A 12,731-nucleotide genomic window follows, 5' to 3' on the forward strand; every position below is an offset into this window, starting at 1 on the left:
ACAGGCACATGCAATCACCGCATCTGTATGGATGACAGGCAGAATTACATCATAACCTCTTATGGACTGGGGTATCAGGAAGCCAAATTCGTCGGCTGGTCGCCATCCTCAGCATTCAGGATAAGCAGCGACAACACCCTGTTTTCCACATTCAGTTTGGAGAAAGAGAGCGTACTCATTGGCTTTTTGGCAAACCCATCCGATAGTAGATCCCAGACAACATCAGTGCTCAGGAGATCCGCATTCGTCATAAAATCCTGATAAGCAAACTTCACGTTTACCGGTAACATCTCATCAATTGACGAGGGTACTTCGGAATCAGCGGGCAAACCAAAGTGCGCATTAAACGCCGAATTGGCGCAAAGAATCTTACATTTCTCATCAATAACGGCAATGGCGCGTCTATCGTTATGAACCGGCGTACTCAACACGCCAATGATTTCATTCCGTCCAAATATCAGACTCATCCTGTCCTCTGCTCAATGCTATGTGAAATCTATTCGTCGCCACGTAGCAACCACCTGAATAAAATTACAACGTGTTACGACAATAGCTTTAAAAGACACCAGACATACAAATCCGGTGAATACAGAGCAATCAAACCGTCAAAAGTAAAGCCGGACAAATCAACAAACACACATAGACAGAGTAGCCGCAGGGCATAAAGTAATTTCGTCCGTTATTATGAATAAAAAATAAATTTACATCCGATTATTATTTAACAACTATCCTTACCGTAACGTCAAAATTGAAATCGAAAATAGCTATTACAGTAAGTCAGTTTATTTATTAAACGATGCTGCACTTCCTCCTTCACTGACAGGCCGCGCAGTACAATGAGGGGAAGCAATATGATCTTCTTCTCGATCGTTAGCACTATATCTGCTTTGACCAGTCGGCGATCGTCCAAATAAGCACTATCTTTGGGCCTTTTGATCATCAATTTCGATCAATTCCAGACAATTAATAGTGATTGGCTATTAAATCAGCTATTTATCTAATGATCTATTTTACGATCGCGTTAGCGGCTATCTTGATCGCCAAACTGTGACTGCGATCGCTTAATCTCCCCCCCCTCTCCAGGGAAACCCCGGCCCAACTTGAGAATCCGATACTATTCTTAATAGACGAAATCCCCCTGCTTTTCCTGCAATGCGTGATCCACGGCGCAAAAAAGAAACAAATGTCAACGCGCTACTTCTATTAACGTTTGATTGACATAGTATTAACAATGTTTAAGGAGAAGCGCTATGAGCCAAAATAACAAACACCCGATCCCCACCAACATCGCTGAAAACGCCTTAATCACCGCCGAACAATACAAATCTATGTATCAGGCATCCGTACAGGATCCTGAATCATTTTGGCGAGAACAAGGCAAGATCATCGATTGGATTACACCGTACACCCAAGTCAAAAATACCTCTTTTGATCCAGGACATATCCGTATCCGCTGGTTCGAGGACGGTACATTGAACATCGCGGCCAACTGCCTCGACCGCCATTTGGATAGCCTGGGCGATCAAACTGCGATCATCTGGGAAGGCGATAATGCCAAAGAGAGTAAAACACTCACCTACCGGGAACTGCATCAGTCAGTATGCCGCTTTGCTAACGTTCTAAAATCACAAGGTATAACTAAAGGCGACGTCGTGGCCATCTACATGCCGATGGTGCCTGAAGCTGCGGTAGCCATGCTGGCCTGCGCCCGTATCGGCGCGGTTCATTCCGTTATCTTCGGCGGGTTTTCGCCGGAATCGATTGCCGGCCGAATCGTCGACTCCAGCGCCAAACTGGTCGTCACTGCAGATGAAGGGATACGTGCAGGTCGGGTCATCCCATTGAAGAAAAACATCGATGAGGCACTGGCCAACCCCGCCGTTACCACTGTAACCAGCGTGATCGTATTCCAGCGTACCGGTGGTACTCCCGGTAATTGGCATGATGGGCGCGACTTATGGTGGCACGATCTGATAGCGCAAGCCGACGATCACTGCCCGCCAGAAGCTATGGATGCAGAAGATCCACTGTTTATCCTCTATACCTCGGGTTCTACCGGCAAGCCCAAAGGGGTTCTGCATACCAGTGGTGGTTATCTGGTCTATGCGTCTACGACCTTCAAATATGTCTTCGACTACCATCCTGGCGATATCTACTGGTGTACTGCCGATGTTGGTTGGATCACCGGACACAGCTATCTTGTTTACGGTCCGCTTGCTTGCGGCGCGACGACATTGATGTTCGAGGGCGTTCCCAACTGGCCCGATGCCAGCCGCATGGCCCAGGTCGTCGACAAACATCAGGTCAATATTCTGTACACCGCGCCAACCGCAATCCGTGCCTTGATGGCGGACGGTGATAAAGCCATTTTGGGCACGTCACGTCATTCGCTGAGGATCATGGGATCGGTAGGCGAACCTATCAACCCGGAAGCCTGGGAGTGGTACTTCCAGAAAATCGGCAACAGCCACTGTCCGATTGTAGATACCTGGTGGCAAACCGAGACCGGGGGATTCATGATCACCCCGCTCCCTGGCGCCATCGAAACCAAAGCGGGATCCGCCACCTTACCCTTCTTCGGCATACAACCTGCTCTGGTAGATAACATGGGCAACCCGCAAGAAGGCGCCTGCGAAGGTAATCTGGTCATCACCGATTCCTGGCCAGGCCAGGCGCGTACATTGTTTGGCGATCACGATCGATTCGAACAAACTTACTTTTCTACCTTCAAAGGCATGTATTTCAGCGGTGACGGCGCACGTCGGGATGAAGACGGCTACTACTGGATCACAGGCCGTGTCGACGATGTGCTTAATGTGTCCGGCCACCGTCTGGGAACCGCGGAGATCGAATCCGCACTGGTCTCCCATCCCAAGATCGCTGAAGCGGCAGTCGTCGGCATTCCGCACAGCATCAAAGGTCAGGCGATTTACGCTTATGTCACGCTCAATCATGGCGAGGAACCCACCAGCGAGCTTTATACCGAAGTTCGCAACTGGGTTCGCAAAGAGATTGGCGCCATTGCCACGCCGGATATTTTGCACTGGACCGATGCCCTGCCCAAAACGCGATCCGGCAAGATCATGCGACGGATCCTTCGCAAGATCGCTGCTGGCGACACCAGCAATCTTGGTGATATTTCCACGCTTGCCGATCCGGGCGTCGTGGAGAAATTGTTGGAAGAAAAACAAGCGATGGATACGCCGTCTTAACTGTCATCCGATAAAAAACGTACCGTCCACGCCAGCAGTTCAGGCGGGCGTGAGACGGTGACGGAACAGCAATTTTTCTGGCGATAATCCACTTTTGATTGGAGATTGATGATGAATGACCTCATTTATCAACGGATTGAAAGTAACCCGCTGTTTAAAGAACTGGTACATAAACGGCAACGTTTTGCTCTGTTACTTTCAATCATCATGCTGGTGCTGTATGTCGGTTTCATTCTATTGATTGCTTTTGCACCAGGCTGGCTGGGCACGCCAGTTTCGCCCGGTGCGGGCACAACCCGAGGGATCCCGTTGGGAATCGGGTTGATCATTATTTCTTTCGTGCTCACCGGTATTTATGTTTACCGGGCTAATGGCGAGTTCGATCGCCTGACCAAACAGCTGCTGGATGAGGTACAAAAATGAAAAACCGCATTTTTCTGCTGTTAGGGCTGTTAATGCTCCCCTGGTGGGGGCACGCGGCTGATGCCGTCACCGGTAATGTTCAGAAGCAGCCGCTCAATATTCAGGCCATCGTGCTGTTCGTGCTGTTTGTCGCAGCCACACTCGGTATTACCTACTGGGCTTCCAAACGAACCCGTTCTCGTAGCGACTACTATACAGCTGGCGGAAATATCACCGGCTTACAAAACGGCCTGGCGATTGCCGGAGATTATATGTCCGCCGCATCCTTTCTGGGGATTTCCGCGCTGGTATACACCTCCGGTTTTGACGGTCTGATTTATTCGCTGGGCTTTCTGGTGGGATGGCCGATTATCCTGTTCCTGATTGCCGAACGGTTGCGCAACCTTGGCCGTTACACCTTCGCTGATGTTGCGTCCTACCGGCTGCAACAAAAACCGATTCGCACGTTGTCCGCCTGTGGTTCGCTGGTCGTGGTAGCGCTGTATCTGATTGCGCAAATGGTCGGGGCAGGAAAACTGATCCAACTGCTATTTGGGCTGAACTACCATGTCGCAGTCGTACTGGTAGGCATCCTGATGGTGATGTATGTATTGTTCGGCGGCATGCTGGCCACCACCTGGGTACAAATTATCAAGGCCGTGCTGCTGCTGTGTGGTGCAACGTTTATGGCGATCATGGTGTTGAAATCGGTCAATTTCAGTTTCGACGCACTGTTCACTCAGGCGATGGCGGTACACCCAAAACATGACGCCATCATGCGACCCGGCGGTTTAGTGTCCGACCCGGTCTCAGCGTTGTCTCTCGGTCTTGGACTGATGTTCGGTACTGCCGGCCTGCCGCATATCCTGATGCGTTTCTTCACCGTCAGCAATGCCAAAGAAGCGCGCAAGAGCGTGTTCTATGCGACCGGTTTCATGGGGTACTTCTATTTCCTGACCTTTATCATCGGCTTCGGCGCCATACTGCTGGTCAGCGCCAACCCGACATTCAAGGACGCTACCGGCGCCCTGATCGGGGGTAACAACATGGCGGCAATCCACCTCTCCAATGCGATTGGCGGCAATTTCTTCCTCGGGTTCATCTCCGCAGTCGCTTTCGCTACCATCCTGGCAGTAGTCGCGGGGTTGACGCTGGCTGGCGCCTCTGCGGTCTCGCATGATCTGTACGCAAATGTGATACGCAAAGGCACCGCGACAGAACGTGAGGAACTGCATGTTTCGAAGATCACCGTACTGGTGTTGGGCGTGGTGGCTATCGCTCTGGGGGTTTTGTTCGAAAACCAGAACATTGCGTTCATGGTCGGGCTGGCCTTCTCTATTGCCGCCAGTTGTAACTTCCCCATCATCATCATTTCGATGTACTGGTCGAAACTGACGACCCGAGGCGCGATGATTGGCGGCTGGGCCGGCTTGCTCACCGCCGTTATTCTGATGATCCTTGGGCCGACCATCTGGGTGAAAATTTTGGGACACGCCACCCCTATTTACCCATACGAATATCCGGCGTTGTTCTCCATGCTAGTGGCTTTTGTCGGCATCTGGTTATTCTCGATCACCGATAATTCGCCGAACGCCATCGAAGAACGCGGCAAATTCAAAGCGCAATTTATCCGTTCACAAACTGGCGTCGGCGCGTCGCGCGGTTCGTCCCACTAAAATAACTAACTGCCATCGGGGAGCCTGCATCCGGCAGGTTCCCCTCTCAGGCGATGTCCCGACCACGCAACATCAGCTACACACGCTCACTCAGCACCGCTTCGAGTAAATCCAGTTCCCGCAAGATTTTTTGCAGCGTTTCATTACTGATGCGCTGCGTCGCACGCAAGTGATAAAGCTCAGCGCGCTCCGAATTCACAGCCGCCAGACGAAAACGGCGCTCCAGATTCTCCACCGCCATACTGTTTTCCATCTCATCGATCCCCGCGACGCGACGATGCAGCATACCGATGACGCGAGCGCTGACCTCCGCCAACATTTGGTCGTCCAGATTCTCTTCACAATCCGACGCCAGACGCTCATGCATTTTCGTCAAACTGTCTATCGCCACCTGCGCCATCACGACCCGTGCCATGCGTTCTTCTTTTTTACGCACGCTGTGATCCGTCACCGTAATGCCCCGCAGTAACACCGGCAACGCAGCAACGCCACAGAACAGCGATAGCAAAATCACACCGGTGGCGATAAATACCAACTGGTAACGGGATGGAAAATCCTCACCGTTGTTAAGCAATAAAGGAATCGAGAGCACGCCCGCGAGGGTAATAGCGCCGCGCACGCCGGCAAATGTCGATATCAGCAGCTCGCGCGTGGAATATTCGGCAAACAACATCGGCCGTTTGCTCTGGATATGACGACTATATATTTTCATCATCCATAGCCAGACAAACCGCAACACCAACAATGCCAGATAAATCAACCCAATATCAGCGAACAGTACCCAGTTTTCAATGGTGGGATCGCGATCAGCCTGCGCGAGCGACTCTTCCAGCACGCCGGGCAATTGCAACCCAAGCATCAGAAACACCATGCCGTTGAACACAAACTCCAGCATGCCCCACACCCCATTGGCTCGCAGCCGCATATTCAATGGAGCAAGACGCATCAACTGGGTTCTGCTGATCGTCATACCCGCAGCAACCGACGCCAGGATCCCGGACACCCCGAAATGTTCAGCCACCAGATAAGAGGCAAACGGCAACAGTAACAGCAGGACGATCTGAGTCGCGGCTTCATCGTCACTCCAGCGCCCCATTGCCGCCAACGATTTACTGTACAACCAGGTGATGGCAATCCCCGCCAACAAACCGCCCAACGCCACATGCAGGAATGCCAGCGTCACGCCGGAAACGCTAAACACCATGGCACCCAACGCAATGGCGACGGCAAATTTCAGCGACACCAGCGCGGAAGCGTCGTTCATCAGCGCTTCGCCCTGCAGGATCCCCATCAATTTTTTGGGAATGCGCTCTTCCCCTACAATCCCCGAGAGCGCAACGGCATCGGTCGGCGAGAGTACAGCGGCCAGCGCAAACGCCGCGACCAGTGGCATTTGCGGGATCATCCAGTGAATCAGATACCCCATTCCCACCACGGTAATAATGACCAGCACCAGCGCCAGCCCCAGTATTTCCCGAGTGTGATACAGAAATTCGCGGGTCGACGTTTTCCAGCCATCCGCGAACAACAACGGTGGGATGAACAACACCATAAACAGCTCGGGATTAAAATCCACATGCAGGCCGAATTGCGGCCACGCCAACATGGCGCCGAGCCCGATTTGCATAAGAGGAAGCGGCATCTGAAAAGGCATAAGGCGAGTTATCACCCCAGACAGAGATACCACCAGCGTCATCATTAGAATGGTAAAGAATATTTCCATGCGTTCCCTGGTTATTTGCCGTTACATGAAAGTGCGCATCATGCGTAATACGGCACAACTCAGGCAGCAAAATACCAGGGTTCACCACGAGTGAGGCGTCCTTCCTGCGGCGTCCCCCGACAGCGGGCTTCAGTGAACGGTATTACACACTACAGATGTCGTTCCGGCGGACACCGAGACTGCCCACACCAGAAAATGACCCTTTCAATATAACAAGATACGAACGAAACGTGGGGGAAAAACACGGTACAGCAGCAAAAAAGGGGAAACGACGTTCCCCCTTTTTCGAAAACATCCACAGAACAGCGCTTACAAAGCCCAACCACCCGCGTAGAAAACCACCAACGCAATGGCAATAATGACCGTACCGATATTCAATTTGCGCCATTCACCGGAGAAGATACGGCCCAAAACCAGCGTACCGAAACCCAACATGATACCGGTTACAATGTTACAGGTCAGAACGATAAATACCGCGCAAACCAGACCAGACATGGCATCGACAAAATCATCAAAATTCAGTTTGGAAACGTTGCTCAACATCAGCAGACCGACATACATCAATGCCGGCGCGGTGGCATAAGCCGGCACCAGATAAGAGAGCGGCGACAAAAACAGGATCAGCAAGAACAGAACCCCGACCACCGTTGCCGTCAGGCCGGTTTTGCCGCCTGCGGCAGTCCCGGCGGCGGATTCGATATACACCGCAGCCGGAGATGTTCCCACCAGGCTGGAGAAAATACTGCTTACGGAGTCAGCGGTCAGCGCCCGCCCGCCATTGATAATCTGACCGTCCTTATCCAGCAGATTAGCCTGCCCGGCAACCGCACGAATCGTGCCGGTCGCATCAAATACCGCCGTCATCACCAGCGCCAGAACGCTCGGCAATACCACCGGCTGCAGCGCACCTTTGATATCCAGCGCAAAAATCAACGATTGCCCATTGGCGTCAGTCAGGCTCGGCAGGGCAAACAGCCCCTGATATTTCACATTCGGGTCAAAAATCAAACCGATAACAGAAATAGCGACGATCACAATCAGAATACCGCCCGGCACCTTGCGCTTTTCAAGGCCGATAGTCGCCGCCAGACCAATCAGCGACATCACCACCGGAAACGCGGTGAAATGGCCGAGCGCGACCGGCAAACCATCAATCGGATTCTTGATAACCAGGCCGATTCCGTTGGCTGCAATAATTAACAGAAACAAACCAATCCCGATGCCCGCGCCATGTGCCACGCCCAACGGCAAGTTGCGCAAAATCCAGGAGCGGATACCTGTCGCGGATATCAGCGTAAACAGTACGCCCATCATAAAAATAGCGCCCAGTGCGACCGGTACGCTGATGTGCTGGCCCAGAACCAGACTGAACGCGGTAAATGCCGTCAACGAAATAGCGCACCCGATAGCCATCGGCAGGTTGGCCCACAACCCCATTAACAAGGAGCCAAAACCGGCGACCAGACAGGTCGCGACAAACACCGCCGCCGGCGGAAAACCGGCTTTACCCAGCATGCCCGGCACCACAATCACCGAATAGACCATCGCCAGAAAGGTGGTCAATCCGGCCAGCACTTCCTGACGAACGCTACTGCCGCGCTGAGTGATATAGAAAAAGGCATCAAGCGCGCCTTGCGGATGAACCGCATCGCCTGCCTGACGAGTCGTCTTGGACATGGTGTATCCCCTGAAAATGTCATCATGATTCATACAGCGCGTAGACAGCGCCGAGCCAGTATTCACAGGCAGTTGCGCACCTTTTCTTTCAGCCCTTGCCAACCGGGAAAACAATACGCAACCACGCCCAGCCCCTGCTACGCAAACGATTAACCACCGTGCTGCGGGGCTGCCGAATCCAGCCAGTTCTCGAAGCGGGGGATTATCGTGCTTTCCGGACGCCTGTTTCAACCGCCATTCCCGGAAGAGAGGGCGCTACTTGCGTTTAATTTGCGCAAACAAGCAGGAACTATGACGCAACACATCAATTCTTGCCCCAACACTGCTTACAAACGCGGGCACTGACAGGAAATAAAATGGAGGTTCACTTCAGACGGACGCCATGTTCATTTTTTTGTGATTAACCTCACAAAAAAGTTGACCCCCCATGAACTGGGGTGTATCTTTAAAACCGTGAACAACGTCACACAATTTTAATCAAGCTGAGGAAGATGAACATGAAACTGCTGAACAAAATCATCGCTGCTTTCGAAAAATTCGCTGTTAGCTTTGGTACTTTCAATCATTAATTTCTGTTATAGCGTGTGGGGTGCCCTATGAAGACTGTCCGCAAAATCACTCAAGTACTAAAAGCGTTGGGCAAAGCCTATCGCGGTGTTAGCCCATACGCCATATTTCGTTAATCATCAATCACTCTCTCCTTCTTTTAATATCTGGCTACCTTATGGTGGCCATTTTTTATTCATTGCCGCTAGGTAAAAACACTTGTAAAAACAAAGGCAACAGCAGTGCCATTGCCCTTGAAATATCACCAATATCAAGCCTTGGTCGCCAGAATCACACTGGAAGCCTTAATCAGCGCGATAACAGAAGCCCCGACTTTCAGCCCCATCTCATCCACACTTTCATTGGTGATACTGGCCGTCAGTGTTAACCCCTTGACAGTCGTCAGATGAACGGTGGAATGAACCGCACCGCGCGACAACGCATCTATCGTGCCATTGAACTGGTTACGGGCGGAAAAAAGCAGCCCGCAATCCGCCGAGGCCAAAATGACCCAAGGCGCCTTGACCAACGCCAGAACGGACTTACCCGGCACCAACCCCAAATTAGCCACACTGCTGCGGGTAATCACCGTAGTGAGTTGCTCTCCACTTGCCAGCGTCAATACGACTTCACTGTTAACCGCGCCTTCAGCGACGCTGTCAACCACCCCATTCAGTTGATTACGAGCAGAAACAGACATATCACCTCCTCAATAGAAAAATACCCATTTAACCCTACAAAACTTGTCATTATTAATAGAACCCTTTTTCTATCGACAAAACAAGCGGTCAGACCATTGCATTCCTATATGGATGGTGGCGGTCACAAAATTGTCATTCATCTGCCATGTCAGTGCATTATTCCCTGCTCAGCATATGTCTTCGATTTTTACTGAATCTGATGACATATCATGCGAAAACACTGGCTACCCTGGCTGATCCTGGCGCCCTCCCTCTTGTTCTTGGTGTTGTTTACCTACTTTCCGTTATTCCGTTCGGTATACGACAGCCTGTTCGACACTCGTATGGCGGGCGATACCGCCCTGTTTGTCGGCGCAGGTAACTTTATCCGCCTATTTGATGACCAGGTATTCTGGCGCGCGCTGTTCAACAATCTGGCCTACATCCTACTGACGGTCATCCCCGGCATCGTACTGTCGTTGCTGCTCGCCGTGGCGCTATGGGAAAACCACGCAGTAAACCGCTGGCTGCGAACCGCCTTTTTCTTTCCCATGATCATTCCGATGGTCAGCGCTGCCGCGTTGTGGCTATTCATCTTTATGCCGGGCATCGGGCTGCTGGACTATTACCTGGCCAAACTCTTCGGCCCGATGAACAACAATTACCTCGGCCACAGCAACAGCGCACTGTTCGCTCTGGCCATTATCGGCGTGTGGAAATTTGCCGGTTATTACATGCTGTTCTTCCTCGCCGGGTTACAGGGCATCCCCCCATCCACCCGCGAGGCCGCAGTGATGGAAGGCGCGACATCGGTACAGATCTTTTTTCGCGTCACGCTGCCCTTACTGCGCCCTACCCTCAGCTTTGTGCTGACGACCGCGCTGATTTACTCCGTCACCCAGATTGATCACGTCGCGGTGATGACGCATGGCGGCCCGGACAACGCCACCACGGTGCTGCTCTATTACATCCAGAATCTCGCCTGGGATACCCACGATCTGGGCAAGGCTTCAGCCGCGACGTTCCTGACGTTGGCGGGGCTGTTCATCTTTTCCCTGATTAACCTAAAAGTGCTTGAGAAAGGGGCACATTATGAGCGTTGATATCACCCCCACCCTTGCCTCACCCAGCAGCACGACGCTTCCCGTCTGGTTGCGTCTACGCCATTCCCGCCGCACGACGCTGAGCCTGTTGATGATCTGCGCGGCGTTGTTGTGGGTAAGCCCATTTATCTGGATGCTGTCTTCCGCCTTCAGCCCAATCTCATTCGGCAACGGCATGGCGTCGCTGTGGCCGCGCTGGCCGCTGACGCTGGACAATTTTCGGGACGCCTGGCAAAGCGCCGACTGGCTCTCGCTGTATGCCAATACGCTGTTTTTTACCTTCGGTACCTTTTGCGTACAACTGATGACTATCACCACCGCCGGCTATGTCTTCGCCTGCCACGAGTTTCGCGGCAAACAGACACTGTTCCTGCTGTTTCTGGTGCAATTGATGATCATGCCCGTCGTCATGATGGTGCCGAATATGATGACGCTGAAGACCCTCGGCCTGCTCAATACGCTGACCGGCGTGATGATGCCCTACTTCACGTCGGCATTTGGCGTGTTTCTGATGCGTCAGGCGTTCATGAATGTTCCCAAAGAGATTGAAGAGGCGGCGCTGATGGAAGGGTGCCGCTGGTGGCAGGTGATATTCCGCGTTCTGCTGCCCATGTCCTGGCCTTCCATTCTGGCATTCGCCACCGTCAGCATTACCTATCACTGGAACGAGTACTTGTGGCCACTGATGATGCTCAACGATCCCGACAAACAGGTACTGACCGTCGGGCTGGTGTCGTTCGCCATGGCGGCCGAATCCGGCGGCCAGTGGGGCGTCGTCAGCGCCGGCACGTTGATGGTTTGCCTGCCGCTGATGGCGGCATTCATGATTTTCCAAAAACAGTTCCTGAAAAGCTTTGGTTTCTCAGGAATAAAATAAGGAGTTCCCCATGCTGTTAGCGCATATTTCAGATACACATTTTAGAAGTTCAGGGCAAAAACTTTACGGATTCATCGATATCAACGCCGGTAACGCCGATGTGGTGTCGCAGCTCAATGCGCTGAGCGAACAACCGGATGCAGTGGTCATCAGCGGCGATATCGTCAACTGCGGTCAGCCAGCGGAATATCTGGTTGCCCGCCAGACGCTGGGTAATCTGAAGTACCCGCTGTATATCATCCCCGGTAATCACGATGATAAAACCCACTTTCTTGAATACCTGCAGCCGTTGTGTCCGCAACTGGGTCACGATCCGCAGAACATGCGTTATGCCGTTGATGACTTCGCCATGCGCCTGCTGTTTATCGACTCCAGCAAAGCAGGCACGTCCAAAGGCTGGTTGACGGAGGAAACGCTGGCCTGGCTGGAAGCGGAACTGACGGCCGGTGGAGACAAACCCACCGCAGTATTCATGCACCATCCCCCTATGGCGCTGGGTTCAGCGCAGATGGATCGTATCGCCTGCGAAAACGGCCACCGGCTGCTGGAACTGGTGGAACGTTTCCCTTCGCTGGTGCGCATCTTCTGCGGACATAATCACTGCCTGATCGTCACGCAGTATCGCCAGGCCATTATCGCCACCGTCCCGGGAACCGTGCATCAAGTCCCCTATTATCATGAAGATACACGTCCCTATTACGATATGTCGCCGCCGTCCTGCCTGATGCACCGGCTGGTCGGGCGCCATCTGGTCAGCTACCAGCATGCCCTGTCGCATTACGCGGGCCCCTGGTTGTATGACCAAAACATCAGTTGCCCGGTGGATGAACACTGA

The 12,731-nt window shown here is 52.5% G+C and carries 10 protein-coding genes; 6 read left to right on the top strand and 4 right to left on the bottom strand.

What is annotated here, in order from left to right; genetic code table 11:
- Positions 1-74: 74 nt before the first annotated feature.
- Positions 75-467, bottom strand: coding sequence for a hypothetical protein (locus tag DPA2511_RS16680; RefSeq protein WP_015854920.1), 393 nt, complete (start codon positions 465-467; stop codon positions 75-77).
- A 783-nt stretch (positions 468-1,250) separates the two neighbouring features.
- Here DPA2511_RS16680 and acs point away from each other — a divergent pair.
- The 3 genes from acs to actP all read left to right on the top strand — a co-directional run bounded on the left by acs (position 1,251) and on the right by actP (position 5,290).
- Positions 1,251-3,212, top strand: coding sequence for an acetate--CoA ligase (acs, locus tag DPA2511_RS16690; protein ID WP_015854922.1), 1,962 nt, complete (start codon positions 1,251-1,253; stop codon positions 3,210-3,212).
- Between the two features lie 111 nt (positions 3,213-3,323).
- Entirely contained in the window at positions 3,324-3,635 is a 312-nt protein-coding gene (locus tag DPA2511_RS16695) for a DUF485 domain-containing protein (protein ID WP_015854923.1), read from the top strand.
- Complete coding sequence (actP, locus tag DPA2511_RS16700; protein WP_015854924.1) at positions 3,632-5,290, top strand: cation/acetate symporter ActP; 1,659 nt, start codon at positions 3,632-3,634, stop codon at positions 5,288-5,290. The genes DPA2511_RS16695 and actP overlap by 4 nt, the downstream gene beginning before the upstream one ends.
- 76 nt (positions 5,291-5,366) lie before the next feature.
- Here actP and DPA2511_RS16705 read toward each other — a convergent pair whose 3' ends face one another.
- From DPA2511_RS16705 to DPA2511_RS16720, 3 genes are all read right to left on the bottom strand, one after another.
- Positions 5,367-7,013: a Na+/H+ antiporter gene (locus tag DPA2511_RS16705; RefSeq protein WP_015854925.1), complete on the bottom strand. Its 1,647-nt coding sequence runs from the start codon at positions 7,011-7,013 to the stop codon at positions 5,367-5,369.
- Positions 7,014-7,322: 309 nt separating this feature from the next.
- A complete protein-coding gene (locus DPA2511_RS16710) occupies positions 7,323-8,690 on the bottom strand; it encodes an NCS2 family permease (RefSeq protein ID WP_015854926.1) in 1,368 nt (455 codons plus the stop codon).
- An 817-nt stretch (positions 8,691-9,507) separates the two neighbouring features.
- A complete protein-coding gene (locus tag DPA2511_RS16720; protein ID WP_015854927.1) occupies positions 9,508-9,936 on the bottom strand; it encodes a TOBE domain-containing protein in 429 nt (142 codons plus the stop codon).
- A 210-nt stretch (positions 9,937-10,146) separates the two neighbouring features.
- On the opposite strand from DPA2511_RS16720, the gene DPA2511_RS16725 reads away from it, so the two are divergent.
- The 3 genes from DPA2511_RS16725 to DPA2511_RS16735 are packed head-to-tail and all read left to right on the top strand — an operon-like array spanning position 10,147 to position 12,731.
- Entirely contained in the window at positions 10,147-11,019 is an 873-nt protein-coding gene (locus DPA2511_RS16725) for a carbohydrate ABC transporter permease (protein ID WP_015854928.1), read from the top strand.
- Entirely contained in the window at positions 11,009-11,896 is an 888-nt protein-coding gene (locus DPA2511_RS16730) for a carbohydrate ABC transporter permease (protein ID WP_015854929.1), read from the top strand. The genes DPA2511_RS16725 and DPA2511_RS16730 overlap by 11 nt, the downstream gene beginning before the upstream one ends.
- Before the next feature lie 10 nt (positions 11,897-11,906).
- Positions 11,907-12,731 (top strand): phosphodiesterase, encoded by an 825-nt coding sequence (locus tag DPA2511_RS16735; RefSeq protein WP_015854930.1) that lies wholly within the window; start codon positions 11,907-11,909, stop codon positions 12,729-12,731.

This window comes from Musicola paradisiaca NCPPB 2511, assembly GCF_000400505.1.
GTDB lineage: Bacteria > Pseudomonadota > Gammaproteobacteria > Enterobacterales > Enterobacteriaceae > Musicola > Musicola paradisiaca.

Excerpts from the sequence above, each read along its gene's own strand:
- DPA2511_RS16680 (WP_015854920.1), bottom strand. The coding sequence starts at position 467 with ATGAGTCTGATATTTGGACGGAATGAAATCATTGGCGTGTTGAGTACG.
- acs (WP_015854922.1), top strand. The coding sequence starts at position 1,251 with ATGAGCCAAAATAACAAACACCCGATCCCCACCAACATCGCTGAAAAC.
- DPA2511_RS16695 (WP_015854923.1), top strand. The coding sequence starts at position 3,324 with ATGAATGACCTCATTTATCAACGGATTGAAAGTAACCCGCTGTTTAAA.
- actP (WP_015854924.1), top strand. The coding sequence starts at position 3,632 with ATGAAAAACCGCATTTTTCTGCTGTTAGGGCTGTTAATGCTCCCCTGG.
- DPA2511_RS16705 (WP_015854925.1), bottom strand. The coding sequence starts at position 7,013 with ATGGAAATATTCTTTACCATTCTAATGATGACGCTGGTGGTATCTCTG.
- DPA2511_RS16710 (WP_015854926.1), bottom strand. The coding sequence starts at position 8,690 with ATGTCCAAGACGACTCGTCAGGCAGGCGATGCGGTTCATCCGCAAGGC.
- DPA2511_RS16720 (WP_015854927.1), bottom strand. The coding sequence starts at position 9,936 with ATGTCTGTTTCTGCTCGTAATCAACTGAATGGGGTGGTTGACAGCGTC.
- DPA2511_RS16725 (WP_015854928.1), top strand. The coding sequence starts at position 10,147 with ATGCGAAAACACTGGCTACCCTGGCTGATCCTGGCGCCCTCCCTCTTG.
- DPA2511_RS16730 (WP_015854929.1), top strand. The coding sequence starts at position 11,009 with ATGAGCGTTGATATCACCCCCACCCTTGCCTCACCCAGCAGCACGACG.
- DPA2511_RS16735 (WP_015854930.1), top strand. The coding sequence starts at position 11,907 with ATGCTGTTAGCGCATATTTCAGATACACATTTTAGAAGTTCAGGGCAA.